The sequence below is a fragment of the Pseudomonas sp. BAV 4579 genome (assembly GCF_009765395.1).
In the GTDB taxonomy this organism is placed as follows: Bacteria; Pseudomonadota; Gammaproteobacteria; order Pseudomonadales; family Pseudomonadaceae; genus Chryseomonas; species Chryseomonas aestiva.
Map to the genome: position 1 here is coordinate 16,322 of NZ_WHOV01000063.1, position 24,397 is coordinate 40,718.

At 68.0% G+C, this 24,397-nt stretch carries 27 protein-coding genes and 1 riboswitch; of the genes, 7 read left to right on the top strand and 20 right to left on the bottom strand.

The features are described from left to right. The first annotated feature begins 46 nt into the window (after positions 1-46). The gene (locus GSQ95_RS13765) at positions 47-994 is read left to right on the top strand and encodes a LysR family transcriptional regulator (protein ID WP_158895422.1); all 948 of its coding nucleotides are present in this window, start codon (positions 47-49) and stop codon (positions 992-994) included. Here GSQ95_RS13765 and GSQ95_RS13770 read toward each other — a convergent pair. The 11 genes from GSQ95_RS13770 to cobO form a co-directional block, all read right to left on the bottom strand. Continuing rightward, complete coding sequence (locus tag GSQ95_RS13770) at positions 984-3,137, bottom strand: bifunctional diguanylate cyclase/phosphodiesterase (protein ID WP_158895425.1); 2,154 nt, start codon at positions 3,135-3,137, stop codon at positions 984-986. The genes GSQ95_RS13765 and GSQ95_RS13770 overlap by 11 nt on opposite strands. Positions 3,138-3,296: 159 nt before the next feature. Then, the gene (locus GSQ95_RS13775) at positions 3,297-4,028 is read right to left on the bottom strand and encodes an adenosylcobinamide-GDP ribazoletransferase (RefSeq protein ID WP_158895427.1); all 732 of its coding nucleotides are present in this window, start codon (positions 4,026-4,028) and stop codon (positions 3,297-3,299) included. Continuing rightward, positions 4,028-4,579: a histidine phosphatase family protein gene (locus GSQ95_RS13780; RefSeq protein WP_158895429.1), complete on the bottom strand. Its 552-nt coding sequence runs from the start codon at positions 4,577-4,579 to the stop codon at positions 4,028-4,030. Before GSQ95_RS13780 ends, GSQ95_RS13775 begins: the two co-directional genes overlap by 1 nt. After that, positions 4,572-5,630, bottom strand: a complete 1,059-nt coding sequence (cobT, locus tag GSQ95_RS13785; protein WP_158895431.1) for a nicotinate-nucleotide--dimethylbenzimidazole phosphoribosyltransferase — start codon at positions 5,628-5,630, stop codon at positions 4,572-4,574. Before cobT ends, GSQ95_RS13780 begins: the two co-directional genes overlap by 8 nt. Further along, positions 5,627-6,148, bottom strand: a complete 522-nt coding sequence (gene cobU / locus GSQ95_RS13790) for a bifunctional adenosylcobinamide kinase/adenosylcobinamide-phosphate guanylyltransferase (RefSeq protein WP_158895433.1) — start codon at positions 6,146-6,148, stop codon at positions 5,627-5,629. Before cobU ends, cobT begins: the two co-directional genes overlap by 4 nt. After that, positions 6,149-7,600: a cobyric acid synthase gene (locus GSQ95_RS13795; RefSeq protein ID WP_158895435.1), complete on the bottom strand. Its 1,452-nt coding sequence runs from the start codon at positions 7,598-7,600 to the stop codon at positions 6,149-6,151. Next, positions 7,597-8,586, bottom strand: a complete 990-nt coding sequence (gene cobD / locus GSQ95_RS13800) for a threonine-phosphate decarboxylase CobD (RefSeq protein WP_158895437.1) — start codon at positions 8,584-8,586, stop codon at positions 7,597-7,599. Before cobD ends, GSQ95_RS13795 begins: the two co-directional genes overlap by 4 nt. After that, positions 8,579-9,487 carry an adenosylcobinamide-phosphate synthase CbiB gene (cbiB, locus tag GSQ95_RS13805; protein ID WP_158895439.1) on the bottom strand — a complete coding sequence of 303 codons (909 nt, stop codon included), beginning with the start codon at positions 9,485-9,487 and terminating at the stop codon, positions 8,579-8,581. The genes cobD and cbiB overlap by 8 nt, the downstream gene beginning before the upstream one ends. Beyond that, complete coding sequence (gene bluB / locus GSQ95_RS13810) at positions 9,484-10,134, bottom strand: 5,6-dimethylbenzimidazole synthase (RefSeq protein WP_158895441.1); 651 nt, start codon at positions 10,132-10,134, stop codon at positions 9,484-9,486. The genes cbiB and bluB overlap by 4 nt, the downstream gene beginning before the upstream one ends. Continuing rightward, a complete protein-coding gene (locus GSQ95_RS13815; protein WP_158895443.1) occupies positions 10,131-11,429 on the bottom strand; it encodes a cobyrinate a,c-diamide synthase in 1,299 nt (432 codons plus the stop codon). The genes bluB and GSQ95_RS13815 overlap by 4 nt, the downstream gene beginning before the upstream one ends. Continuing rightward, positions 11,423-12,049 (bottom strand): cob(I)yrinic acid a,c-diamide adenosyltransferase, encoded by a 627-nt coding sequence (cobO, locus tag GSQ95_RS13820; protein ID WP_158895445.1) that lies wholly within the window; start codon positions 12,047-12,049, stop codon positions 11,423-11,425. Before cobO ends, GSQ95_RS13815 begins: the two co-directional genes overlap by 7 nt. A gap of 95 nt (positions 12,050-12,144) precedes the next feature. Continuing rightward, positions 12,145-12,340: riboswitch (cobalamin riboswitch) on the bottom strand. 97 nt (positions 12,341-12,437) lie between these two features. On the opposite strand from cobO, the gene GSQ95_RS13825 reads away from it, so the two are divergent. The 4 genes from GSQ95_RS13825 to GSQ95_RS13840 all read left to right on the top strand — a co-directional run bounded on the left by GSQ95_RS13825 (position 12,438) and on the right by GSQ95_RS13840 (position 14,926). Further along, complete coding sequence (locus GSQ95_RS13825; protein WP_158895447.1) at positions 12,438-12,767, top strand: four-helix bundle copper-binding protein; 330 nt, start codon at positions 12,438-12,440, stop codon at positions 12,765-12,767. Positions 12,768-12,905: 138 nt separating this feature from the next. Beyond that, the gene (locus GSQ95_RS13830; RefSeq protein WP_158895449.1) at positions 12,906-13,274 is read left to right on the top strand and encodes a YggL family protein; all 369 of its coding nucleotides are present in this window, start codon (positions 12,906-12,908) and stop codon (positions 13,272-13,274) included. A gap of 69 nt (positions 13,275-13,343) precedes the next feature. Then, positions 13,344-14,177 (top strand): metallophosphoesterase, encoded by an 834-nt coding sequence (locus tag GSQ95_RS13835; protein ID WP_158895451.1) that lies wholly within the window; start codon positions 13,344-13,346, stop codon positions 14,175-14,177. Between the two features lie 131 nt (positions 14,178-14,308). Further along, the gene (locus GSQ95_RS13840; RefSeq protein WP_158895453.1) at positions 14,309-14,926 is read left to right on the top strand and encodes a DedA family protein; all 618 of its coding nucleotides are present in this window, start codon (positions 14,309-14,311) and stop codon (positions 14,924-14,926) included. Here GSQ95_RS13840 and GSQ95_RS13845 read toward each other — a convergent pair. The 9 genes from GSQ95_RS13845 to ttcA all read right to left on the bottom strand — a co-directional run bounded on the left by GSQ95_RS13845 (position 14,923) and on the right by ttcA (position 23,154). Then, positions 14,923-17,169, bottom strand: coding sequence for a molybdopterin cofactor-binding domain-containing protein (locus GSQ95_RS13845; RefSeq protein WP_158895455.1), 2,247 nt, complete (start codon positions 17,167-17,169; stop codon positions 14,923-14,925). The two genes, GSQ95_RS13840 and GSQ95_RS13845, sit on opposite strands and share 4 nt — an antisense overlap. Beyond that, on the bottom strand, positions 17,166-17,648 hold the full coding sequence (locus GSQ95_RS13850; protein WP_158895457.1) for a (2Fe-2S)-binding protein: 483 nt from the start codon (positions 17,646-17,648) through the stop codon (positions 17,166-17,168). The genes GSQ95_RS13845 and GSQ95_RS13850 overlap by 4 nt, the downstream gene beginning before the upstream one ends. Before the next feature lie 2 nt (positions 17,649-17,650). After that, on the bottom strand, positions 17,651-18,877 hold the full coding sequence (locus GSQ95_RS13855) for a cytochrome c (RefSeq protein ID WP_158895459.1): 1,227 nt from the start codon (positions 18,875-18,877) through the stop codon (positions 17,651-17,653). Between the two features lie 277 nt (positions 18,878-19,154). Further along, the gene (locus tag GSQ95_RS13860; protein ID WP_133859661.1) at positions 19,155-19,475 is read right to left on the bottom strand and encodes a hypothetical protein; all 321 of its coding nucleotides are present in this window, start codon (positions 19,473-19,475) and stop codon (positions 19,155-19,157) included. A 54-nt stretch (positions 19,476-19,529) separates the two neighbouring features. Then, the gene (locus GSQ95_RS13865) at positions 19,530-20,066 is read right to left on the bottom strand and encodes a C40 family peptidase (RefSeq protein WP_068385323.1); all 537 of its coding nucleotides are present in this window, start codon (positions 20,064-20,066) and stop codon (positions 19,530-19,532) included. Between the two features lie 96 nt (positions 20,067-20,162). After that, positions 20,163-20,801 carry an NlpC/P60 family protein gene (locus GSQ95_RS13870; RefSeq protein WP_158895461.1) on the bottom strand — a complete coding sequence of 213 codons (639 nt, stop codon included), beginning with the start codon at positions 20,799-20,801 and terminating at the stop codon, positions 20,163-20,165. A 96-nt stretch (positions 20,802-20,897) separates the two neighbouring features. Continuing rightward, positions 20,898-21,662: an NAD-dependent protein deacylase gene (locus GSQ95_RS13875; RefSeq protein ID WP_158895463.1), complete on the bottom strand. Its 765-nt coding sequence runs from the start codon at positions 21,660-21,662 to the stop codon at positions 20,898-20,900. Continuing rightward, entirely contained in the window at positions 21,659-22,330 is a 672-nt protein-coding gene (locus GSQ95_RS13880; RefSeq protein ID WP_158895465.1) for a DNA-3-methyladenine glycosylase I, read from the bottom strand. The genes GSQ95_RS13875 and GSQ95_RS13880 overlap by 4 nt, the downstream gene beginning before the upstream one ends. Then, positions 22,330-23,154 (bottom strand): tRNA 2-thiocytidine(32) synthetase TtcA, encoded by an 825-nt coding sequence (gene ttcA, locus GSQ95_RS13885; RefSeq protein ID WP_158895467.1) that lies wholly within the window; start codon positions 23,152-23,154, stop codon positions 22,330-22,332. The genes GSQ95_RS13880 and ttcA overlap by 1 nt, the downstream gene beginning before the upstream one ends. A 97-nt stretch (positions 23,155-23,251) precedes the next feature. On the opposite strand from ttcA, the gene GSQ95_RS13890 reads away from it, so the two are divergent. Both GSQ95_RS13890 and GSQ95_RS13895 read left to right on the top strand, forming a co-directional pair. Beyond that, positions 23,252-23,872, top strand: coding sequence for a DNA-J related domain-containing protein (locus GSQ95_RS13890; protein WP_158895469.1), 621 nt, complete (start codon positions 23,252-23,254; stop codon positions 23,870-23,872). Then, entirely contained in the window at positions 23,820-24,392 is a 573-nt protein-coding gene (locus GSQ95_RS13895; RefSeq protein WP_256664586.1) for a SprT family zinc-dependent metalloprotease, read from the top strand. Before GSQ95_RS13890 ends, GSQ95_RS13895 begins: the two co-directional genes overlap by 53 nt. Positions 24,393-24,397 lie beyond the last annotated feature (5 nt).

Here is a 24,397-nt window from a genome sequence, read left to right on the forward strand (position 1 = left end):
TGCGCGATAAATTCTCCACATTGAATAGTCAGGCGCGACAATCGAGATGATCAGAGCAGATTCCCTGGGTAGCATCGCCGCCTTTGTCCAGGCCGTGCAGTCAGGCAACTTCAGCAGCGCGGCTCAACGGCTGCACCTGTCACGCTCGGCCGTTGGCAAGACGGTCGCCCGCCTGGAAGAGCAGTTGGGTGTCCCCCTGTTCCAGCGCACCACACGCAGCCAGAAACTCACCCTGGAAGGCGAGCTGTTCTATCAGCGCTGCCTGCGCATTCTGGCGGAGCTGGAGGGCGTCGAGGACGACCTCGCCCCTGGGCGCCCTACCCCACGCAGCCGACTGCGCCTGAGCATGCCGGTCCTGCTCGGTCGCCGCTGTCTGGCGCCCATCCTGCTCGAGCTGGCTGAACGCTGGCCGGATCTGCACTTCGAGTTGTCCTTCAACGATCGCAAGGTGGACCTGCTCGAAGAAGGCATCGACCTGGCGATCCGCAGTGGTCCGCTGGATGACACACCCGGCCTGCGCAGCCGGCGACTGGGCGAGGACCTCATGGTGGTCTGTGCGGCTCCCGCGTGGCTGGCCCGCCATGGGAAGCCGCGCACCCTGGATGAACTCGCCCGGCAGCCGGCCGTGCTCTACAGTCGCGGTGTCGAGGGTGCCGGTTGGGTGTTCCAGGACCCGGTGGGCCGGATACTGGAGGTGCGACCGCCCGCCCGGATCCTGCTGGACGATCTGGACGCCATGCTGCTGGCGACCTGCCGCGGCCTCGGCGTCACGCGTCTGCCGAACTGGCTGGTGGCCTCGGCCTTGCGCGAGGGTCGGCTGGTGGCGCTGAGCTTTGCCGAACGCGCCCGGCCCATCGCTTTGCAGGCGGTCTGGGCCGACACGCGCCAGCTACCCCTGCGGGTACGCCTGGTGCTGGATGCCTTGATCGAGCGGCTGCCGCCCTTGCTCGCTACACCTGGACTGGCGTGGCCCGAGCCCTCGCCTACGCCCTGAGCCCCCAGTGGCCCTGCTCCTGCTCGGCGTACCAGCGCTGGAAGTCTTCCAGCGACAGAGCGCCGGCCACCAGCTGGCCCTGGATCTGGTCGCAGCCCAGATCGGTGAGGACCTGCAGGGCCTGGGGGGTTTCCACGCCTTCGGCCACCACCCGCAACCCGCGCAACTGGCCGAGCTGGACCAGCAGCCTGATCACCTCCTGATCGCCGGACAGCTGGCAGTGTTCGATGAATTGCCGATCGATCTTCAGCTCGTCGATGGGAAAGCTGCTCAGGCAGGCGAGCGAGGAATGTCCGGCGCCGAAGTCATCCAGCGACAGTTCGAAGCCCATGGCCTTGAGCTGGCGCAGGCAGTCGAGCACCTGCACCGGATTGCTCATGGCGCGGGATTCGGTGATCTCCAGGCAGAAGCCGGCGGCGACGGCACCGGTCTCGTCCAGCAGCCGGCCGATGCGGGCGATGAAGGCCGGGTGCTCCAGGTCCAGCAGCGACAGATTGACGTTGAGCTTGAGGGCGCCCAGCTGCCGCTCGCGCTGCAGGCGCATGCAGCGCTCCAGCACCCAGAGGGTGATGTCGCAGATCTTGCGACTCTGTTCGGCGATGCCGACGAAGGCGTCCGGCTTGAGCAGCCCCAGTTCCGGATGCTGCCAGCGGATCAGGACCTCGGCGCCTTCCACGCGACCATCGGGTAGCGCGATCTTGGGTTGCAGATAGAGGCGCAGTTGATCGTGGTCCACGGCCAGGTCCAGGGCGTCGAGCATGGCGATGCTGAGCTGGCGCTGACGTTCCTGGTCCGGATCGTGGAAGGCGAAGGGCAGCTGGCGCCGGCGCGCATCCTGCAGCGCGGTCTCGGCGTTGGCCAGCAGGGCCTCGGCGCTGGCGCCATGTTCGGGGTAGCAGGCGATACCGAAGGTGATGCGCAGCGACACCCGCTGGTTGCCGCTGACGAAGGGCTTTTCCACCAGGTTGCGCAGCGACAGCAGCGCCGCCTCCGCCGCGGCGTCGTCGAACCAGGGCAGCAGCAGGACGAAGGTGTCGGCGCCGATCCGCGCCACGCCATTCTCTTCCGGCGCCGCGACCCTCAGCCGACGCGCCAGGTGGCGCAGGATCTTGTCGCCACCTTCCTGGCCGAGCAATTCGTTGATGTTGCGGAAGTTGGCCACATCCAGCAGCAGCACGGCGAAGCGCCCGGCCGCGGCCTGCTCGATGCGCTGGCGAATCTCCAGCACCAGCCGCACCTGGTTGGGCAGCCGGGTGAGCATGTCGCGAAACGCCAGTTGGCTGATGCGCCGCTCGCGCGCGGCCAGGGCGGCGCCCATCTGATTCATCGCACGGCCCAGCCGACCGACCGGATCGCGGCCTTCCTTGAGGCCCAGCTGATAGTCGCCATCGGCGATGCGTTCGGTGGCCTGGCCGAGACGAACCAGATAGCGATTGAGTGCGCCCGCCAAGATCCGGCTGACCAGAGCGCCCATCGCGAAGATGAGCGCCCCTATGAGCAGCGAATCCAGCAGAGCCGACTGCTCAGCCGCTGCTATTCCTTCCATGAACATGTCCGCCCCTATGACGACTGCTTGCCCGTTCTGTCCTGGAATGGCCAGGAACAGGGAACGGAAACTGCCAAAGTTATCCTGGTATTCCGCGAAACGCGGTTGATGATCGACAAACACCGCCGCGAGTTCCGGGGGTGCCTGATCGTAGAGCTGGCGATAGTCGCCGAAATAGCCAACGCGGATTTCCTCCTCGTTGGCCGAATCCATGATGAAGCGAAAGCTCGAGCCTTCCTTGACGAAGGCATAGAGCGAGGCCAGTCCGGCCTTGCGGGCATAGCGATCCAGGGTGATCAGGGTTCGCTGGTAGCGGTCGGCATCGGCCTGGGCCGGATCCTGCAATTGGGCGAGATAGTCCTCGCCGAGAATTTCCGGCAGCGCCAGGGCCGCGCTCATCAAGCGATAATCGATGCTCTGGCTGCTGGCTTCGCGCGCCTGGTGGTAGCTGTGCAGCGTGAACAGCAGGGTGCCCAGGGCATCCACCAGGATGAACGCCAGAAAGAACTTGGCGAACAGGCTGCGTGGCTTGAGGCGGAGCCGCGACGCGGGGGCGACTTCCCGGGGCGAGGCGGCGCTGTGAGGCGCATCGAGCATTGGGGCTCCTTGTCCAACTGACGACGACTCCCCCTGGACCCGCTCGTGCCGAGGCGGTTTCGCTGGGCGCTCAACCAGGCGCCTTCTTAACGGTTTAACCGATGTCGTTCAAGGACCGCGGTCGCAAAACCCCGGGTGTCTCACGCTTGGGCCGATTTTTTAGCCCAGTGTCAGGGCCAGCGCGACCAACACCCCGGTCTCGGTGAGTTCCAGCAGGGCTCCGGCGGTATCCCCGGTGGTGCCGCCGAGACGCTGGCGCAGGGCGCGGCGCACCAGCAGCGCGACCACTGCGGTCACCAGCAGTGCGGTCCAGCCCTGGGGCAGCAGGAGGATGGCTAGCGCACCCAGCAGCAGCACCCGAGTCAAGGTTGTCCGCGGCAGGTGGCGACTGAGCAGATCGCCCAGACCGCCAGGGCGTACATAGGGCGTGGTCAGCAACAGCCAGGGTAGCGCCAGGCGACCGGCCAGGGGCGCCAGCCACAGACAGCCCGGCGCGTGCGGCAGGAGCACCACCAGGGCGCTCCACTTGAGCAGCAGGGTCAGCAGCAGCGCCAGCACGCCCATGGGTCCGCAGGCCGGATCCTTCATGATGGCGAGGGTCCGCTCGCGATCGCCATAGCCGCCGATCCAGGCATCCACGGTGTCGGCGAGGCCATCCAGATGCAGGCCGCCGGTGAGGATCACCCAGCCGGCCAGCACCAGGGCCGCCTGCAGGAAGACGCCGCCCGCGGCGCCCAGCCAGGCGATCAGACTGAGGAGCGCCCCCAGCAGCAGGCCGACCGTCGGATACCAGAGCACCGAGCGGCCGACGGCCTCGGCGGGCGGCACGCCGGGCAGGCGGACCGGCAGGCGGGTCAGAAACTGCACGGCGATCAGCAGGGACAGCGGCATCAGCCTTCCTCCCGCGCCAGTGGCTGCAGGGTCGCGTAGGGCGCCTCGACCTGCAGCAGGTCCCTGGCTGCCAGACCCCGCTGGCGGGCCAGCAGCAGGCGGATGACGCCGCCATGGGTGACGATCAGACTGCGCCGGCCCTGCAGCCGGGGCCGCCAGCGCGTCACCGCCCCCAGGACCCGTTCGGCGAAGGCCGCCACGGGCTCGCCCTCGGGCGGGGTATAGGCATAGGGATCGGCCCAGAACCGACCCAGGGCTTCCGCCTGGTCCTGCATGAGCTCCGCGGCGCTACGGCCTTCCCAGGCGCCGAAATCCAGTTCGCGCAGATCCGCTTCAAGCACCAGCTCGGCGCCCTGCTCCGCCGCCAGCCACTCGGCGAAGCGCGCGCAGCGCTGTTGCGGCGACGTCAGGATCAGCTCGAAAGGCGGCTGCGTGGCGACGGCGGCGCGCAACTGCGCCCAGCCCTGCTCCGCCAGTGGCGGATCGAGGCGTCCGCGAAAACCTTCGGGGCCTTCGGTGACGCCATGGCGCAGCAGCCAGCAGTCAGTCATGGGCGCGGCTGGAGACGCTGGCTTCGGCGAAGGTCGCCATCTCGCTGTGCAGGCGGCAGGACAGTTGCAGCAGCGGCACGGCCAGCGCCGCACCGCTGCCTTCGCCCAGGCGCAGGCCGAGATCCAGCAGCGGCTCGCCGCCCAGCGCCAGCAGCACCGCGGCATGGCCGGGCTCGGCGCCGCAGTGGGCGAACAGCAGCCAGTCGCGGGTAGCGGGTTGCAGGCGCTGGGCGCAGAGCGCTGCCACCGAGCAGGTGAAGCCGTCCACCAGGGTCGGCAGGCCCTGCTGGGCACAGGCCAGATAGGCACCGGTCAGGGCGGCCAACTCGAAGCCGCCCAGGCGGCGCAGCAGCTCGTAGGGATCGTCCAGGGCGTCGCCATGGCGCAGCAGCGCGCGCTGGATGACCGCCACCTTGCGCGCCACCCCATCGGCGTCCAGGCCGGTACCGGGCCCGGCCAGGGCCAGCGGCGAGGTATCCAGCAGCACACTGGCAATGGCGCTGGCGGCGGTGGTGTTGCCGATGCCCATCTCGCCGCCAATGAACAGATCGGCACCCCCGGCGCAGGCGCGCAGGACGGCGTCGCGCCCGGCCTGCAGCGCGGCCTGGCACTGGTCATGGGTCATAGCCGGGGTCAGGGTGAAGTTGGCGGTACCGCGCCCCAGGGGCAGGTCGATGATCCCGGGCAGGGCTTCCAGCGGCGTGACGGTACCCAGGTTGATGACTTCCAGGGCGGCGTCCAGCTGCCGGGCGAGCACGCTGATGGCGGCTCCGCCACGCACGAAGTTGCGCACCATCTCGGCGGTCACGGATTGCGGATAGGCCGAGACGCCCTCTTCCACCACCCCGTGATCACCGGCGAAGACGGCGATGGCGGTCCGCTGCAGCAGTGGCCGCGGCGTGCCCTGAAGGGCCGCCAGCTGGATGGCCAGCACTTCCAGATCGCCAAGCGAACCGCTCGGCTTGGTCAATACCGCCTGCCGCTGGCGCGCGGCTTCGGCGGCGGCGGTATCGGGTTGGCGGCAGGGTCCTTGCCACCAGGGCATGCTCATAGCGGGGTTCCTTTGAGGGTCAGGGGGAGACCGGCGACGGTCAGCACCACGCGCTCGCAGCGCGCGGCCAGGGCCTGGTGCAATTCGCCGGCGGCATCGACATAGCGGCGCGTCAGCTCGCCCAGTGGGACGACGCCCAGACCGGTTTCGTTGCTGACGAAGATGAGGTGGCCGGGCAACTGCGGCACGACGTCGAGCAGTTCCGCGCAGGCACTGTCTAGCCGCCGGGGATCGTCGAGCAAGAGCAGATTGGTCAGCCAGAGGGTCAGGCAGTCCACCAGCAGGCAGGCATCCGGCGTCGCCAGAGCCTCCAGCCTTTCGGCCAGCGCCAGGGGTTCTTCCACCAGCGCCCAGTGCGCCGGTCGGCGGGCGGCATGGCGTTCGATGCGCCGGGCCAGTTCGGCGTCGCTGCCGCCGGCGGTGGCGATATAGGTGACGGCAAGGCCGGACTCGGCGGCCAGGCGCTCGGCCAGGGCGCTCTTGCCGGAGCGAGCGCCACCGAGGATGAGTTCGCGCATCTAGAGCTCGCAGAGGGCGCGCAGGCGCCCGGTGTCCAAATGGTGTTCGACCAGATCGGCCAGACGCTCCAGATCGCGCTCGCGCAGGGCGTGGTAGTCCAGCTGCTGCGGTTCGGCGAGACCCGCCCAACGCAGCAGGGCAACGCTGGCGGCGGGCGATTCGAACAGGCCGTGCAGGTAGGTGCCCAGCACCTGGCCGTCGTCGCTGAGGCTGCCATCGACGCGGCCATCGGCGAAGCGCAGCACCGGCCGCTCCAGGGCCGGGCCCTGGCTGACACCGGCATGGATCTCGTAGCCGGCCACCTCGGCGTCGCCGTCGCTCAGCCAGCCATGCACGTTGCGCAGCTGCTTTTCCGCCGCCAGTTCGGTGGTCATGGCCAACAGGCCCAGACCGGCGCTGTCACCCGGCGCGCCTTCCAGCCCGAGAGGATCGGCGATCCGCTCGCCGAGCATCTGGAAGCCACCACAGATGCCCAGCACTCGCCCGTCGTATCTCAGGTGGCGGGTGATGGCCGCGTCCCAGCCCTGGGCGCGCAGGAAGGCCAGGTCGCTGCGCACGCTCTTGGAGCCGCCGAGGATGATCAGGTCGGCGGCGGGCAGCTCTTCGCCCTGGCGGACGAACAGCAACTCCACCTGGGGATGCAGGCGCAGGGGATCGAAATCGGTGTGGTTGCTCAATCGCGGCATCACCGGCACCGCCACCCGCAGGCGTGGTCCCTGCTTGGCGACCTGGCCGGTGGCCAGGCGATCCTCGGCTTCCAGGTGCAGGTCGTGCAGATAGGGCAGCACGCCGAGCACCGGCTTGCCGGTACGGGCTTCGAGCCAGTCCAGCCCGGGTTGCAGCAGCGCCAGGTCACCGCGGAAGCGGTTGATGATGAAGCCGGCGACGCGCGCCTGTTCGCTGGGTTCGAGCAGGTCGAGGGTACCGACCAGATGGGCGAAGACGCCGCCGCGGTCGATGTCGGCCACCAGCAGCACCGGGCAGTCCACCGCCTCGGCGAAGCCCATGTTGGCGATATCGCCCTGGCGCAGGTTGATCTCGGCCGGCGAACCGGCGCCCTCCACCAGTACCACCTGATAGCCCGCCGAAAGGCGGGCATGGGAGGCCAGCACCGCCTCCCGGGCTATCGGCTTGTAGGCGTGATAGGCCTTGGCATCCATGCTGGTGACGGCGCGACCGTGGATGATCACCTGGGCGCCGACATCGGTGTTGGGCTTGAGCAGCACCGGATTCATGTCGGTATGGGGCGCCAGGCCACAGGCCTGGGCCTGGACCGCCTGGGCCCGGCCGATCTCGCCGCCATCGGCGGTCACGGCGCTGTTGAGCGCCATGTTCTGCGGCTTGAAGGGCACCACGGCCACGCCCTGGCGATGGAGCCAGCGGCACAGGGCGGCCACCAGGGTGCTCTTGCCGGCGTCGGAGGTGGTGCCCTGCACCATCAGCGTACTCATAGGGGACTCCGGTAGCTGGCGAGCCCCTGGTCAAGGCGCTGCCAGCCGGACTCGTCGCCGGGCAGACCGAATCTCAGGGCGCCAAGCGCGGGAAACAGGCGGGTGAGGATGGCCTGGCGGGCCAGGTGTTCGTGCAGCTCCGCGACATCCGCGCGCTGCAGCAATTGAAAGAGGGCGCAGCCACCGCTGGGCGCGAGGGCGTGCCGGGCCAGCAACGCCGCCAGGCGCTCACCGGCCTTGAGCAGCGCCTCGCGCTGACGCTGCTGGCCCGGCTGATCGGCCAGCAGTTGCCGGGCGAGATGACGACTGGGGCCGTTCACCGTCCAGGGACCCAGTTGCTCGTCCAGCTGCGCCAGCAGGCTCGGCGCCGCCAGCACGAAGCCCAGGCGCATCCCGGCCAGTCCGAAGAACTTGCCAAAGGAGCGCAGCACGATCAGCCCGGGCAGATCGCTGAAGGGTGCAAGACTCGCTGCCGGGGTGGGATCCATGAAGGCCTCGTCCACCACCAGCCAGCCACCGCGGCGTTCGAGGCGGGCGTGCCAGTCCAGCAGCCGGGCCGGCGACAGGCGCGCGCCCGTGGGATTGTTGGGATTGACCACCACCACCACGTCCAGCTGGTCGAGGTCGATCGCGATCCGGGCTTCGCCCCACTCCAGCACCTCGTGCCCGGCGCGACGCCAGGCCAGGGCGTGTTCGGCATAGCAGGGCGCCAGTACCGCGACCCGCGCGGGTGCGCGCAGGGTCGGCAGCGCCTGGATGGCGGCCTGGGAACCGGCCACCGGCAGCAGCGCGCTGGCCCGGTAACAGGCACCGGCAGCCTCCACCAGGCCGTCATCGGGCTCCGGCAGCCGGGCCCAGGCGCTGGCCGGAATCTCCGGCAGCGGCCAGGGCCAGGGGGCCAGGCCGGTGGACAGGTCCAGCCAGTCGCCCAGGGGAATGTCGTAGCTGCGCGCCGCGCGCCGCAGTCGACCGCCATGCTCAAGCAAGCAGCAGTCCTCCCAGGGCGATCAGCGCGGTCCATAACCAGGCGCCACGGCGCACCAGTTTCAGGGCACGGGTGATGGCCAGGAAGGTCGGCGCCGGACCGCGGCCCAGCAGCGGACGCTCGTGCCATTCGCCGTGGTAGCGAGCCGGGCCGCCCAGGCTCACGCCCAGGGCGCCGGCACCGGCCGCCATCACCGGACCGGCGTTGGGGCTGTCCCACAGCGGTGCCTGGGTGCGCCAGCTTTCGATGGCGCTCCAGAAGCGGCCGAGACCGGCATAGGTCAGGGCCACCAGGCGCGCGGGAATATAGTTGAGGACATCGTCCAGGCGCGCCGCGGCCCAGCCGAAACGCTCCAGGCGCGGCGTGCGATAGCCCCACATGGCGTCCAGGGTATTGGCCAGGCGATAGAGCACCACGCCCGGGGCACCCAGCAGGGCGAACCAGAACAGCGCGGCGAAGACGGCATCGCTGCCATTCTCCAGCACCGATTCGGTGGCGGCGCGGGCCACGGCGGTCTCGTCCAGTTCGCTGGTTTCGCGACTGACCAGGTAGCCGACCCGGCGCCGTGCCTCGGGCAGGTTGTTGCGTTGCAGGGCGCGCGCCACCGGCTCGGCGTGCTCGCCGAGGCTGCGCAGTCCCACGGCCAGATACAGCGCCAGGGGCTGGATGATCCAGGCCAGCCAGTCGAGCTGGCAGAGCAAGGCGGTGAGCAGCACCCAGGGCAGCACGGCCAGGCTCCAGGCCACCACGCCATGGCTGCGCCAGCCACGGCCACCGGGATTGAAGCGGGCTTCGAGGCTGTCGGCCAGGCGCCCGAACAGCACCAGGGGGTGGGCGCGGCGGGGTTCGCCGAACAGCAGGTCGAGCAGCATGCCGCTGACGACCGCGAAGGCCAGCATCATGGTTTCTGGCCCCAGCGATTCTCGAAGACCAGCTCCTCCAGCGGCCGCCCCTGGCGCCAGCCCTCCTCTTCCAGCATCGGGCGCGGATAGAAGGCTTCCACCGGTCCCAGGCAGAGGATGGCCGCCGGCTGCGAGCCTTCCGGCATCTCCAGCAGGCTGCGCACGGCTTCCGGCTCGAACAGCGACACCCAGCCCATGCCCAGGCCTTCGCAGCGCGCCGCCAGCCAGAGATTCTGGATGGCGCAGGACAGCGAGGCGAGGTCCATCTCCGGCAGGGTACGGCGGCCGAAGACGTGGGCTTCGCGGCCGTCCATGAGCGCGGCCACCAGCACCTCGGCGCAATCGAGGATGCCCTGCACCTTGAGCTTCATGAAGTCGTCGCTGCGCTCGCCGAGGGCGTCGGCGGTGGCGCAGCGCTCTTCTTCCACCAGCTCGTGCAGGCGCTGGCGCAGGGCCGGATCGCTGATGCGCAGGAAGCGCCAGGGCTGCATCAGCCCGACGCTGGGCGCCTGGTGGGCGGCACCGAGCAGGCGGGCCAGTTGCTCGGGGGGCACCTCGCCACCGCAGAAGTGGCGCATGTCGCGGCGCTCGGCGATGGCTCGGTAGACGGCGGCTTGTTCGGCGGGGGTATAGGGGGTCGTGGTCACGGCTTGAGCATCGCGGCGGCCGCGGCGGGTGCCGACGGCATGTAGAAGTGAATATAGCTGGCGGTGAGGCGACCGTCGCGGTAGACCGCCTCGGCCACCGCCTTGCCGTTGGGGCACAGCCCGCGCGCCCAGGGAACCTCGGGTGACTCCAGGGCCGAGTGATGATAGGTGTGGCCACGCAGGGTGCCCTGCGCGAACTCCACCGACTGCAAGGCCAGGGCGGTGAGGCGCGCCTGCATCCGCGCGCTGCCCGACAGCAGGCCGAGCAGGCTGGCGGATTCGCCGGCCTTGTCGGTCAGTTCGTCGAGCAGGTAGAGCATGCCGCCGCACTCGGCGAGGATCGGCTTGCCGGCCGCATGGTGGGCGCGAATGGCCGCACGCATGCCCAGGTTGTTGGACAGCGTCTGCAGGTGCAGCTCGGGATAGCCGCCGGGCAGATAGAGGCTGTCCACCGCCGGCAGCGCCGTGTCGGTGAGCACGGAAAAGAACTGCAGCTCGGCGCCCAGGGCGCGCAGCAGATCGAGATTGGCCTGGTAGATGAAGGCCAGCGCCGCATCCCGGGCCACGCCGATTCGCACCCCCGCCAGCAGCGGCTCGACCACGGTCGGCGGCGGTGCGGCAAAGGCCACCGGCGGCGGCACTTCGAGGGTGGAACTGGCGCCCAGGGCATCGGCCGCCGTGTCCAGGCGACGATCCAGGTCGGTGACCTCGTCGGCCTGGATCAGCCCCAGATGACGACTGGGCAACTCGATGCCGACATCGCGCGGCAGGCTGCCAAAGAAGGTCATGCCCGCCGGCAGGCTGCCGCGGATCAGCTGCGTCTGCCGCGGACTGCCACTGCGATTGGCCAGCACCCCGGCGAAGGGCAGGCCCGGCCGATAGTGGGCCAGGCCATAGGCCAGGGCGCCAAAGGTCTGCGCCAGGCCGGCGGCGTCGATCACTCCCAGCACCGGTACGCCAAAGCGCTCGGCCAGGTCGGCCGCCGAGGGCTGGCCGTCGAACAGGCCCATGACGCCTTCGATGAGGATGAGATCGGCCTCCCCCGCCGCTTCCCACAGCAGGCGCCGGCTCTCGGCCTCGCCGATCATCCACAGATCGAGCTGGTAGACGGGTGCGCCGCTGGCGCGGGCGAGGATCATCGGATCGAGAAAGTCCGGACCGCACTTGAACACCCGTACCCGCCGCCCCTGGCGGGCGTGCAACCGGGCCATGGCGGCGGTGACGCTGGTCTTGCCCTGACCGGAGGCCGGAGCGGCGATCAGCAGCGCCGGGCAAAGCCGCGTCTTGCCTACCATTCGATGCCCTGCTGGGCGCGGACGCCGGCCTGGAAGGCATGCTTGACCAGACTCATGTCGGTCACGGTATCGGCCGCCTCGACCAGCGCCGGCGGCGCACCGCGGCCCGTCACCACCACGTGCTGATGGGCCGGACGCCCGGCCAGATCGGCCAGCACCTGGTCGACGTCCAGATAGCCGTGCTTGAAGGCGATGTTGAGTTCGTCCAGCAGCACCAGGCCGATGGCCGGATCGCGCAGCAGCTCGACCGCCACCGCCCAGGCCGCGGCAGCCGACTGCAGGTCGCGGGCCCGGTCCTGGGTATCCCAGGTGAAGCCCTCGCCCATGACGTGGTAGCGCACCTCGTCCGGGAAGCGCCTGAAGAAGAGTTGCTCGCCGGTGTCGCGGCGGCCCTTGATGAATTGCACCACGCCCACCTTCATGCCGTGGCCGAGGGCACGCGCCGCCATGCCGAAGGCCGAGCTGCTCTTGCCCTTGCCGATGCCGGTGTGGACCAGCAGCAGGCCGCGCTCGTCCTGGGCTTCGGCGATGCGGGCGTCGATCACCGCCTTCTTGCGCACCATGCGCGCACGGTGGCGCTCGTCGCGCTCGGGGCTGGTCGAATCGGGGCTATCGGTCATGGGTGGTTCTCCGGGTGCGGGCGCGGCGGAGAAACGGGCAGAGACGCCGCCCGCGCAAGGCAGGTGGCGACGCCGCGCGACGCCCTCCGCATCGCCGAGATGAACGCAAGCGTGGCCGGTCTCCGGGCTGGTGAGCCGATGCCCTGGGGACATCCGCTGCGCCCCTTCCCGGCCAGGGCCAGTGGGTCTCGCGCAGCTACTGCTCAACTACCGTTGCGGGGGCAGCGCCGGCTCGACCGGCTTCCCTGTTTCACCCCGGCGAGGCGGGGCACCACGTGCAAGGGCGCAGGGTACGGACTACCCGGGAGAGCGTCAATCGATCGCACCGGCCGAACTCGGCGCCAGCCGACCGGGTCCACCCTAGGCACCCCTCACCAGGAGCTACCGGATGAACGATGCCACCCTCGCCGCCTGTATCAAGGCCTGTCTCGATTGCGCCGCCGCTTGTGAAAGCTGTGCCAGCGCCTGCCTGGGCGAAGCCAATCTGGACATGATGCGCGACTGCGTCCGCCTGGACCGCGACTGCGCCGATGCCTGCCGCCTGGCCGCCACCTTCATGCAGCGTAATAGCGACCGCATCGCCGAAGCCTGCGCTCTGTGCCTGGCCACCTGCCGCGCCTGCGCCGCCGAATGCGGCAAGCACAAGGCCGATCACTGCCAGGCCTGCGCCCGGGCCTGCGAAGCCTGCGCCGATGCCTGCGCGGCCATGGCGGCCTGAGCAGGTCTTTCCGCTACTGCGCGCTCCGGTCGCAGGTAAAATGGCCCGGCCGACCCACCGCTGGAGCGGTCGGCATTGGCATTACCCGTCGACGCCAGGGATAATGCCCGCCCTTTAATCGATATCCAGGCCTTCGCCATGACCGATACCAACCAAGATCCCCGTTTGAGCCGCATGAAGCGTCGCCTGCGCAAGAAGCAGTACCTGGGCGAGTTCCAGGAACTGGCCTTTGAAATCAAGGTGAACTTCAAGAACGAACTCAGCGAAGACGATCTGGACACCTTCCTGGGCGACTTCATCGACTACGTCGAAGAGCGCAAGCTGGACTACATCGGCGGCTTCGACAACGCCTGGGTCGAAGGCACCATCATGGCCAACAAGCGCTACACCTCGCCCACCGCGGAAGACCGTACCGCCCTGCTGGACTGGCTCAAGGCCCGCACCGAAGTCGGCGAAGCCAACGCCTCCGAGCTGCATGACGCCTGGCACCACGACGGCGAAGTCTAACTAGCTTTTGCCGGATAGCTTGGCGCCCGTTGCGGTCGTAAAGGGGAATCCGTTGGAAACCAGGTCCTCATGACGACCCTCCTGCAAATCTCCGATACCCACTTTGGCACCGAGCAACCCGCCGTGGTCGCGGCTCTGGAAGCCCATGTCCGCGAACACGGCGCCGATGTCCTCATCCTCTCCGGGGATATCACCCAGCGCGCCCGGCGCGAACAATTCGCCGCCGCCAAGACTTTTGTCGAACGCCTGGAAAGCCATGGCATTCCGCAAACCCTGGTGATCCCGGGCAATCACGACCTGCCGCTGTACAACGTCTTCGCGCGTTTCCTGACGCCCTATGGCAACTATCGCCGCCATTTCGGCCAGGATCTGGAGCCCAGTTTCGAAAACGACGAGCTGTTGCTGGTCGGGCTCAACACCACCGCCCCCCAACGCCACAAGGATGGCGCGGTAAGTACCGAGCAGATCGAGCGGGTGGCTGAGCGCCTGCGCCGCGCCGGTCCGGGCAAGCTGCGCATCGTCATCGCCCACCAGCCCTTCGGCGCCCTCGAACTCAGTGACCTGAGCAATCTGCAGCACAACGCCGATCACGCCCTGGCCACCTGGGCCGACGCCGGACTGGATCTGGTGATGGGGGGGCATATCCACCTGCCCTATGTGCTGCCGCTGAGTCGCCAGTACCCCACCCTGCCCCGCGAGGTCTGGATCGTCCAGGCTGGCACCGCCCTCTCCTCTCGCGTGCGCGGCACCTCGCCCAACTCCTTCAATCGCCTGCTGGTCGGCGAAGGGGCGGAAAAGACCGTGGACGTGGAACGCTGGGACTTTCAGGGCGATCGTTTCGTCGTCGGCGAGCGCCACGCACTGCGCTGGCAGGCTGCTCAGGAGGCTCTGGCGAAAAGCTGAGGCGTTCAGTCGGGGGCGCCGATGCGCGCTCCTGCGCACTTTCAGCAATGCAAATTGATTCAAGCTGTTGAAACGGCTGGCAGGCCACGGGCGCCACGTAGTCTTAGGACTTTCGGCAAGAGTGGCCTCCCATGGAATCCCTGACGCAATCGCTGCTTGGCTTTATCGAAACCCACCAGGCCTGGGCGCCGCTGCTCGTCGGCCTGCTCGCCTTTGGCGAATCCCTGGTGCTGCTGGGCGTCTTCATTCCGGCCACGGCCCTGCTGCTGGTGGTCGGCGGCCTGGCCGGCTCAGGGGTGCTCTCGCCGGTGCCGCTGGTGCTGGCCGCCATCGTCGGCGCCATTCTCGGCGACATCTGCTCCTACATCATCGGCCGCTGGCTCGGTCCCAGTATCGTCCACCGCCCGCCCTTTCGCCGCTATCGCAAGCAGGTGGCCAGGACCCGACTGTTCTTTCGCCGCTATGGCTTCTTCGCGGTATTCGGCGGACGCTTCCTGACCATGATCCGCAACACCGTGCCCCTAGTGGCCGGGATGATGGCGATGAACCAGCTGCGCTTCCAGTCGGCCAATGTGCTTTCGGCCATCGTCTGGGCGCCGCTGATGATGGGCCCGGGTTATCTGGCGGCCAAGGGCGCCAACCACTTCAGCTTCGCCGGCAACGAGTCGCTGTGGATCGGCGCGGCAATCATCGCCGTGCTGGGCGCCGGCGCCGCGCTGTTCCTCAAGCAGCGGCTGAAACGCGTCTAGCGGCTAGCGGCCAGCGCCTCGCGCAGACGCTGGCGATTCAGCGGTACCTCGCGCAGGCGCAGACCGGTCGCCGCCGCCACGGCATTGGCGATGGCCGCGGGGATGGCCGCGGTGGTGGCTTCCCCGGCCCCCACCGCCGGTTCTTCCGGCCGATCGATCAGCTCCAGTTCCAGCTCGGGCAATTCGTTGAAGGTCAGCGGCGGATAGGCACCCCACTCCAGGCTGGTCACTCCCTGGTGATCGAAACGCACCGCCTGCTTGAGGGTCCGGGCGATGCCCTGGATCACGCAGCCTTCCAGCTGATTGCGCAGGCCATCCGGATTGACGATCAGACCGCAGTCATGGGCCACCACCACGCGGGTGACCCGGATCCCCGTCGCCTCGCTCACCGCCACCTCGACCACCGCGGCCACATAGGCGTTCTCGTTTTCGTAGTGCAGGAAGGCCAGCCCCTGCCCTTTCGCCAGGGCACCGTTCCAGGCCTTTTCCTGCCGGGTGGGTGATTGCCAACCGGCCTTGGCGGTGGCGGCCTGCAGCACCGCCCGTGCGCGAGGGTCTTGCAGATAGCGCAGGCGGAATTCCAGCGGATCGACCCCGGCGGCCAGGGCCAGCTCGTCCATGAAGGATTCGTTGGCAAAGGTATTGCCGACCGCTCCCAGGGCGCGCAGGGCCGAGGGTCGCAGCGGCGAATCCCCGGCTTCCAGCCAATGGGTCGCCACCTGGACGTTGAGCAGGTCGTAGTCCAGCGGCGCATTGCGATTGCCACCGCCCCGCCCACCCTTGAGGGGCAGGTTGTAGGCCAGCTGCCCGGCGAGCAGCGCCGCCTTGCCGGTCTGGCCATTGGGTCGGGTCAGGTGGGTAGGCGTCCAGTTGGCGAAGCGCCAGGCGAGCAGATCACCAGCCGCGCTCAGGCCACCCGCCAGACGCAGCAGCATGGCCGGGCCCTTGGGATTCCAGCCGTGCTCGTCGGCCCGACTCCACTGCACCCGCACCGGACGGCCGCACAGCTTGGAGAGCAGCGCCGCATCGGCCGCCGCGTCATCGGCGCCGTTATGGCCATAGCAACCCGAAGCCTGCTGATAGATGACATGGATGCTGTCTTCCGGCAGCGCCAGCAGATCCGCCAGTGCTGCGCGGAGCTGATAGACACCCTGGGTACCGCTCCAGACCGTGGCGCCGTCGGCACGCACATCCGCCACCGCGCAGGAGGGACCGATGGAGTCATGGTTCTGATAGGGCCAGCGATACTCGGCGTCCAGCCGCTGCGCGGCATTCGCCAATTCGCCTTCAACGTCACCGGCCTCCTGCTGGATGTCGGCCGGTCCGGCCTTGGCTTCCAACCGGGCATAGAGTTCGCCCGGCAGCGGCAGGTCCGGCACCAGGCTCCAGTCCACCCGCAGCGCCGCCGCGCCCTGCCGCGCCAGCCAGGGCTGCTCGGCCACCACCGCGACGAAGGCGCCCTCGTACACCAGCCGAGCGCCAGCCGGCAGAGCACTGGCATCGATACCGCGCAGGCTCACCCCCGCCAACCGCGCCGAACCGGTGCAGGGTGGCCGTACCATGCAGCCGTGCAGCATGCCGGGCAGGCGCAGGTCATGGACATAGTCGAAGCTGCCAAACAGCTTGGCGGGGATATCCTCGCGCGGCACCGAGGTGCCGACCAGGCGGTAATCCTTGACGGCGCGGGTACGCACGGCCTGATTGACCAATCGTCCCAGGGGCCGTCCACCCACCAGTTCGCCATAGCTGACAGAGCGCCCGGTGGGGTCGCCGCGATAGACCACGCGACCATCCACCGTGTCCACCACCGCCAGATCCAGCCCCAGGCGCCGCGACCCTTCCAGGAACAGGAATTGCCGTGCACTGGCGGCGGCCTTGCGCAACTGGGCGCCACCCACCTGCAGACTCTTGCTGCCGGCGGTGATGCCCTGGTCCGGGGTCAGCCGGGTATCGCCCTGGATCAACCGGGTGGCGGCAAAGGCCACGCAAAGCTCCTCGGCCACGATCTGCCGCAGCGCCGTGCCGACCCCGGTACCCAATTCCACCTTGCCGCTGTAGACGGTGACCTGGCCCTGGGCATCCACCGCCAGCCAGGCGTCCAGCTGGCGCTGATCGAGGGTCTTGGCCAGGTCAGCCGGGTCAGCCGGTGTGGGCAGCACCTGGGCGGCGATCGGCCGCTGCAGGCTGAAGCCCAGCAGCAGCACTGCGCTGCCGCCGAGAAAGGTGCGGCGTGACAGCGTCATGCCGGAGCCTGCCCGTCGCGCAGGAGCACTGCCGCCCGCTTGACCGCCCGCAGGATGCGATAGTGGGTACCGCAGCCACAGAAGTTTGCCGCCAGCGCCTGGCGGATCTGCGCATCGCTGGGATCGGGCACGCGTTCGAGCAGCGCCCGGGCGGTCATCACCATGCCGGGGATGCAATAGCCGCACTGCGCCGCCTGTTCCTCGATAAAGGCCCGCTGCACCGCATGGGGCGCCTCAGGCGTACCCAGACCTTCCAGGGTCAGCAGCTCACGACCGGCAAAGGAGACTGCCGGCAGCAGACAGGCACGCACCGGCTTGCCATCCGCCAGCACCGTACAGGCGCCACACTCGCCCAGGCCGCAGCCGAACTTCGGCCCCTTGAGACCCAGTTCGTCACGCAAGGCCTCCAGCAAGGGCATGCGCGGATCGACGTCGAGTTGTCGCTGCTCGCCATTGACCTTCAATTCGATGGCCGCCACCGCTATTTCTCTCCTTCGCGCGCAGCCGCCACGTCCGCAGCACGGATGTCGGCGGCGTGGCCGACAAAGCGGCGGCCGATGTAGGTGGCCAGATCGGCCAGTTGCTGATCGCTGAGCACGTCCCGATAGGCTGGCATGAAGGCGTGCTCGGTCCGCCCCTGGCGATCGAGGCCGTCGAGCAGGACGCGTACAAGGTTGGTCCCCGCGGGATCGCGCACCGCCGAATAGTTGCTGAAGGAGCGCGGATAGGGACCGGCCGGCCCCCGGTCGTCCGGGGCATGACAGCTGGCGCAGGCGGATTGCAGCAAGGCCGCGCTTTCCGCCTCGGCAGCGGTGAGCGGCCCAGTTTCCCCGGGCGGCTGCACCTCGGCCCGCGCCGGCACCGCTCCGGGCTGCGCCGGCACGGTCCGCAGATAGGCGATCAGGGCGCCGAGGTCCGCATCGTTCAGATGACGGGTACCGCCACTCACCACCTCGGCCATGGGTCCCGCTGCCACGGCTTCGCCACGCTGATGCCCTTCGCGCAGATAGCTGGCCAGCTTGGCATCGCTCCAGCCGCCAAGGCCGCGGGCATCCGCGGTGAGATTCCAGGCCGTCCAGCCCTGCTGGGTCGCGCCGGCATAGGCCCGACCGCTGTCGAGACCCTGGCTCCAGGTCCGCGGCGTATGGCACTCCTGGCAGTGTCCCACCGCCTCCGCCAGGTAGGCGCCCCGCGCCACCTGAGCGTCCGCCACGGCGGGCAGCGGACCCTGACGGAAGTTCAGCCATTTCCAGCCACGGATCAGCGCGCGCTGATCGAAGGGAAAGCGCAGCGCGTTGGCCGGCGGTGCATAGGGTACGGGGCGCTGGACCTGTAGATAGGCGAAGATGGCCGCGACGTCCTCGTCGCTCAAGCGGGTAAAGGCCGTATAGAGAAAGGCGGGATAGAGCTGCTCACCCTCGCGCCCGATACCTTCATGCAAGGCCCGGCGAAAGTCGTCTGCCGTCCAGTTACCCAGCCCGTGCTCGCGATCCGGGGTGATGTTGCTCGAATAGAGACGCCCGAAAGGCGTTTCGAAGGCGACGCCCCCGGCGAAGGGCGCGCCATCGGGACGGGTATGGCAGCCCTGGCAATTGCCCAGGCGGGTCAGATATTCGCCACGCGCCAGGTTTGCCTCGTCGGCGCGGACCAGCGCGCTGGTGGACAGGAGCAGCATCCCCGCCAGCAGGGGCAGGGCCAGGGATCTCATCAGCTCTCCTCGTGAAGTCGAACCGGACTGGCCGATTCCGCCGTGGCTTTGCCTTCATCCTAATCGCAGCGGCAAGCCGCCGTGACGTTCGCCCCCGGAGGTGAGATGCAGGCGACAGTTTCGACCCGCACCTTGACGACGGCCTTTACATTCCCACCCTGGTCCGACTGCGTCCTGATGCGTGCCCTGGAACGCTGCCCGCCTCGGACCCTGATTACCCACCCTTCGCATAGGAAGGAAGCCCTCAAACCGCACCACACTATAGGGGTGGTATTACTCAACGCTTGGGCACGAAGCCATCGGGCTTGGCCGCCAGCCAGTCGACGAACTGGCGAATGCGCGGATCGCTGAGCAGCAATTCGCGGCTGTTGTATTCCAGCGCCAGGGTCTTTTCGTCGAAGGTCTGGTGGATATGGTTGTGGCAGGGTCGGCAGACCCAGAGGGTGGCGGTGATCCGGCTGATGCGGTCGAATCTCTTGCGCACGTAGGCCTTGTCGTGCAGCGAGCGAGGGATCAGATGATGGCGGGTGAGCGGCGCCGCCCGACCGCACAGCTCGCAGCGAGCCGGCTGGGGCGGCAGACGTATCGCCTGGGGCATGATGGGCTCCGCACGGGCTGGATACCCATTCGAGCGGCCCGGGCGAAACGGGGTTCAATAGCCGCCGGCGAGACTCGGCGTGACCAGCACGCGCTTGGCCTGCAGATAGCTGTTCTGCCAGTAGGGCTTGGCAAGGCTGTCCAGGCGCACGGTACCGCCGGTACGCGGCGCATGGACGAAGCGCCCCTCCCCGACATAGATACCGGCATGGCTGACCTGACGGCCACCGGCGGTGGCGAAGAAGATCAGATCACCGGGCTGCAGGGCGTTGCGCGCCACATTGGGCGAGCCGAGGGTGATCATCTCGCGGGTCGAGCGCGGCAGGGTCACGCCAGCCGCATCGCGATAGACGTAGCCGATCAGACCGCTGCAGTCAAAGCCACCGGCCGGGGTGTTGCCGCCGTAGCGATAGGGGGTGCCGACCAGGCCGATGGCCCGAAAGAGTACATCGTTGGCCGCCTGGGCCTGGCTTTCCAGCAGGGGACGGGAGACGACCGGGGCGGCCGGAGCGGGGGCCTGGGGCGGCCTGCCGGCACAGGCGGCCAGCAGTACAAAGGCGCAATACAATCCGAGGCGAGCCGCATGCGGCATTGGCGACATCCTTAGTTATCCATCGATCACCGTCGGCCTGCCACGCAGCCTCGACGGGTCCTCGAAGCGCACCGGCGAAGATCGCGGCGATACGCCTCAGCGCAATACGCGCTTGCCTTCCAGGAAACTCACCTTCCAGTACTGGTCGTTCAGGCTGTCCACCCGCACCCCGCCGCTACGACGACTGGAGGAATGGATGAACTTGCCTTCGCCCATGTAGATACCGGTGTGACTGACCCGACCACGGCCGTTGCTATTGAACAGCAACAGATCGCCAGGTTCCAGATCGTTCTTGCTGACTACCGGCACTTCGAGATCGATGATCTCGCGGGTGGAGCGCGGCAGGGTCATGCCGGCGCGCTCACGAAAGACGTAATTGACGAAACCGCTGCAGTCGAAACCGGCCAGGGTGCTGCCGCCACGGCGATAGGGCGTCCCCACCAGCTGGGTGGCACGATTGAGGATCTGGTCCGCCAGATTCGGCAGCGCCTGGCGCGGGCCGACCTCGCGCTCCCAGTCGAGCTGATGCGGCGACTGGGTATGGGGAAAGACCGGACGCTGCTGAGCACCCTCGGCCTCCACAGGCGCGGAGCCGTTGCCAGCGCTACCCAGGCCATGCAGCGAAGCGGTCTGGAACGTCCGGGAAGTATTGGAAGAATCCTGGCTAACGACGGCATCGGGACTTTGCGGCGCACTCGCACAGGCGGCGAGCAGACAGACAAAAGACAGGGGCACGAGGGGTGCGAGGCGGTTCCTTGGCATGGGCACGACCGTGTCGTTTTTTCAAAGTTTCGACACCTTGCCGACCTGGATCACAGATGGCAAGTTTTTTTAGCGCTCGATGTGACTCAAAAGCCGAGGAAGGACGTCTACGGCCCTTTTTTCCAGTTGAACGGTCGCCAGGCCACTCAGCGACGAACGGTCCGGGTTGATCTCGATGAGGTCACCACCCTGCGCTAGGGTCTGCCCGATCGGCGCCTGGATATAGCCGAAGGCAGCCGTGGTGCCGACGGCGATCACCAGGTCGAAGCCCTCCTCCACCGCCTCCTGCAGACGCTGCAGTTCGGTGACCGGCAAGGCTTCCTCGAACAGCACCACGGGTGGCCGCAACATGCCGCCGCAGGAGGGACACCGCGGCGGCAACGGACCGGCCAGGTAATCCTGAGCCTCCTCCACGGCCTGCGCGCAACTCATGCAGGCGAGCGGCTCCAGTTGTCCGTGAATCTCGATCAGCCGCTCCGATGGAAAACCCGACTGGCGATGAAAGCCGTCGATGTTCTGTGTCAGTACCCAGCTGCCGGGATGTCGAACGCCGAAATCGGTGATCGCCTGGTGCGCCGCATTGGGCACGGCCGCGGCGCAGGCGCGGCCGAGTTGCGCCAGATAGCGCCAGCAGAGCTCCGGACGCTGCCGGAGCATGCTGCCGGACAGCGCCGCCTCGATGGGGATGCCTTCCTCGGTGAGGCCATTGTACAGCCCGCCGAGGCCGCGATAGGTCGGCAGTCCGGAGTCGGCGGAAAGCCCAGCCCCGGTGATGAACAGCATCCGCCCGGCCCGCGCGAGCAGACCCCGGGCGCGGGCCAGGGCGTCAGTCAATGATTCACCGTCAGGGCCAGCATCACCGACAGCTGGCAGAGCGGACGCCCGCTCTGTTCCTGCCAGAGATTGAAGGCCTCCTGCATCTTCTGCCGATCACGCTTGGCGGAGGGCGCCTTGTCGAGGATGTTCTGCGCCTTGAGCGCCGTCACCACATCGTCGGTCGCCAGGAAGGTGTCCTTGCCGGCCATGCGCAGGAAGCGCTGCGCCGACAGGCCGCCCAGCTGGTTGCCACGCTTGGTCAGCAGCTCCCACAGGCCAACGATGTCCTCTGTCGGCCATTCGGCCAGCAACTGACCGAAGCTGCCGTGGCTGCGCTGGAAGTCGAGCACCATCTGGGCGTTGATCGGCACGCTGCGCAACTTGCCCAGGTGGCGGATCAGCCGTGCATCCTGCATCAGTCGCTCCAGGCGTTCGCCACCCATGAGCACCACCTTCTCCGGATCGAAACCGAAGAAGACCTCCTCGAAGGCCGGCCACTTGGCATCCACCAGGCTGTGCTTGAGTCCGGCGCGAAAGATGCGGCGGGTCAGCAGCGACAGATAGCGGTCATCGCCCACGGACCTCAGGGTCGCGGCGTCCACCGGTTGCGGCAGGCGCGCTTCCAGGGCCGCGCGCGAGCCACAGCGGTTGAGGGCGTATTCGAGCAGCCAGGCGTAGTCCCGCATCAGAGATTCATCACCTGGACGAAGCGCGGCGTCGCGCTGTCATCGATCTTGAGACTGGCGAAGTCGAACAGCTCGCGATCGGCCAGCTGCGAGGGCACCACGTTCTGCAGGGCGCGGAACATGATCTCGGTGCGCCCCGGCGTCTTGCGCTCCCACTCCAGCAGCATCTCCTTGACCACCTTGCGCTGCAGGTTTTCCTGGGAGCCGCAAAGGTTGCAGGGAATGATGGGGAATTCGCGCAGGACGGCGTAGGCCTCGATGTCCTTCTCGTTGCAGTAGGCGAGCGGGCGGATCACCACATTGCGGCCGTCATCGGCGCGCAACTTGGGCGGCATGGCCTTGAGGGTGCCGCCATGGAACAAATTGAGGAAGAAGGTTTCTACCATGTCATCACGATGATGGCCGAGCGCCATCTTCGTCGCGCCGATCTCGTCGGCGAAGGTATAGAGGATGCCCCGGCGCAGGCGCGAGCACAGCGAACAGGTGGTCTTGCCCTCGGGGATCTTTTCCTTCACCACGGAATAGGTATCACGTTCCAGAACGTGGTACTCGACCCCCAGTTCCTGCAGATACTGGGGTAAAACGTGTTCAGGAAAGCCCGGCTGCTTCTGGTCGAGGTTGACCGCCACGATCTCGAAGCGAATCGGCGCGACCTTCTGCAGATAGAGCAGCATGTCGAGCAGGGTGTAGCTGTCCTTGCCACCGGACAGGCAGACCATGACCTTGTCGCCGTCCTCGATCATGTTGTAGTCGGCGATGGCTTCGCCGGTAAGACGGCGCAGGCGTTTTTGCAGCTTGTTCTGGTTGACCGAAAGGGTGCCCATGGATGAATCCGCGAAAGGAAAAAACGAAAGGCCGGCATTTTACGCGCAAAGCTTCCGCCGCCCTACCCCGAACGTCAGTCCGCGGCGACCGGCAGCCATGAGCGCAACCCAGGCGCTCATGACGGCGCTCCATCAGGAACTGCTCGGGGCCCAGACCAGCCTGTCGGAGTACGAGTTGCTGCAGGCCTTGCGCCGGGCGGGTTCGCCCCTGGTGCCGCCGCGCCCGGTGACCGACAACTACGAACTCTTCCGCCTGCATTTCCGCGTCTTCAACGCCCTCTACCAGCTGCGCGACCAGTTGCGTGCCGAACAGCGCGCCGAACTGATCATCAGCGCCCTGCGCATCGAACTGCGGCCCTATCTGCGCGCCCGGCCCGGGCTGATCGTGGCCGATCCGCTGCGCGCCTATTACCTGGATCTCACCCAGCTGGAGACCACCACGCCGGAAGACGTGGCCAACCTGCTCAATCACTTCTGGGCACTGGTCAATGGCGAGTCCGAACTGCTGGAAGCCCTGCGCCTGCTCGGCCTGGATCGTTCGGCGGACTACGGCCAGATCCGCCGCCGCTATCGCCAGCTCGCCAGTCGGCACCATCCGGATCGTGGCGGCAGCACCGGTCGGCTGCAGACCATCAACGCGGCCATGGATACGCTGAGGCGGCACTATGGGCATCAGCCGACCGCGGACGCTAGGGCGCAGGCACCAGCTTCGGCATAATCACCCGCCTCGCCAGAGGTTGCCCATGCCTGAACAACTCCACGCCCGGGTCGAAGACTGCTATCGGCAGGCCGAGGCCTTCTTCAAACGTCGCTTCCCGCGCCCTGACGTCGGCCTGGCCCTGCGCGGCCAGCGCGCCGGCGTCGCCCATCTCACCGAGAACCGCTTGAGATTCAACGGGCAGCTCTATCAGCAAAATCGCGCTCACTTCCTCGAACAGACCGTGGCCCACGAGGTTGCGCATCTGGTGGCGCACCAGTTGTTTGGTGGCAGCATCAGGCCCCATGGCGAGGAGTGGCAGCTGATCATGCGCGGCGTCTATGGCCTGCCGCCGGATCGCTGCCATACCTACGAATTGCCGCAACGGGCTCGTACCCTGTACCTGTATCGCTGCAACTGTCCGGACGGTCGCTTCGAATTCACCGCCCAGCGTCACGCCCTGGTGCGCAAGGGACGGCGCTATCTGTGCCGCCGCTGCCGCGGCCCCCTGGATTTCACCCAGGAAGTCATCCGCGGCTGAGCCTG

Bases quoted from the DNA above. Each gene is read 5' to 3' on its own strand.
- GSQ95_RS13780 (WP_158895429.1), bottom strand. From the start codon at position 4,579: ATGACTGACTGCTGGCTGCTGCGCCATGGCGTCACCGAAGGCCCCGAA.
- GSQ95_RS13890 (WP_158895469.1), top strand. From the start codon at position 23,252: ATGAGCGCAACCCAGGCGCTCATGACGGCGCTCCATCAGGAACTGCTC.
- GSQ95_RS13860 (WP_133859661.1), bottom strand. From the start codon at position 19,475: ATGCCCCAGGCGATACGTCTGCCGCCCCAGCCGGCTCGCTGCGAGCTG.
- GSQ95_RS13775 (WP_158895427.1), bottom strand. From the start codon at position 4,028: ATGCCGCTGTCCCTGCTGATCGCCGTGCAGTTTCTGACCCGCCTGCCG.
- cobO (WP_158895445.1), bottom strand. From the start codon at position 12,049: ATGACCGATAGCCCCGATTCGACCAGCCCCGAGCGCGACGAGCGCCAC.
- GSQ95_RS13825 (WP_158895447.1), top strand. From the start codon at position 12,438: ATGAACGATGCCACCCTCGCCGCCTGTATCAAGGCCTGTCTCGATTGC.
- ttcA (WP_158895467.1), bottom strand. From the start codon at position 23,154: ATGGGCACCCTTTCGGTCAACCAGAACAAGCTGCAAAAACGCCTGCGC.
- GSQ95_RS13835 (WP_158895451.1), top strand. From the start codon at position 13,344: ATGACGACCCTCCTGCAAATCTCCGATACCCACTTTGGCACCGAGCAA.
- GSQ95_RS13895 (WP_256664586.1), top strand. From the start codon at position 23,820: ATGGGCATCAGCCGACCGCGGACGCTAGGGCGCAGGCACCAGCTTCGG.
- GSQ95_RS13830 (WP_158895449.1), top strand. From the start codon at position 12,906: ATGACCGATACCAACCAAGATCCCCGTTTGAGCCGCATGAAGCGTCGC.
- cbiB (WP_158895439.1), bottom strand. From the start codon at position 9,487: ATGATGCTGGCCTTCGCGGTCGTCAGCGGCATGCTGCTCGACCTGCTG.
- GSQ95_RS13795 (WP_158895435.1), bottom strand. From the start codon at position 7,600: ATGAGTACGCTGATGGTGCAGGGCACCACCTCCGACGCCGGCAAGAGC.
- GSQ95_RS13880 (WP_158895465.1), bottom strand. From the start codon at position 22,330: ATGCGGGACTACGCCTGGCTGCTCGAATACGCCCTCAACCGCTGTGGC.
- GSQ95_RS13865 (WP_068385323.1), bottom strand. From the start codon at position 20,066: ATGCCGCATGCGGCTCGCCTCGGATTGTATTGCGCCTTTGTACTGCTG.
- cobT (WP_158895431.1), bottom strand. From the start codon at position 5,630: ATGAGCATGCCCTGGTGGCAAGGACCCTGCCGCCAACCCGATACCGCC.
- GSQ95_RS13840 (WP_158895453.1), top strand. From the start codon at position 14,309: ATGGAATCCCTGACGCAATCGCTGCTTGGCTTTATCGAAACCCACCAG.
- GSQ95_RS13770 (WP_158895425.1), bottom strand. From the start codon at position 3,137: ATGCTCGATGCGCCTCACAGCGCCGCCTCGCCCCGGGAAGTCGCCCCC.
- GSQ95_RS13845 (WP_158895455.1), bottom strand. From the start codon at position 17,169: ATGACGCTGTCACGCCGCACCTTTCTCGGCGGCAGCGCAGTGCTGCTG.
- cobU (WP_158895433.1), bottom strand. From the start codon at position 6,148: ATGCGCGAACTCATCCTCGGTGGCGCTCGCTCCGGCAAGAGCGCCCTG.
- GSQ95_RS13855 (WP_158895459.1), bottom strand. From the start codon at position 18,877: ATGAGATCCCTGGCCCTGCCCCTGCTGGCGGGGATGCTGCTCCTGTCC.
- GSQ95_RS13815 (WP_158895443.1), bottom strand. From the start codon at position 11,429: ATGGTAGGCAAGACGCGGCTTTGCCCGGCGCTGCTGATCGCCGCTCCG.
- GSQ95_RS13765 (WP_158895422.1), top strand. From the start codon at position 47: ATGATCAGAGCAGATTCCCTGGGTAGCATCGCCGCCTTTGTCCAGGCC.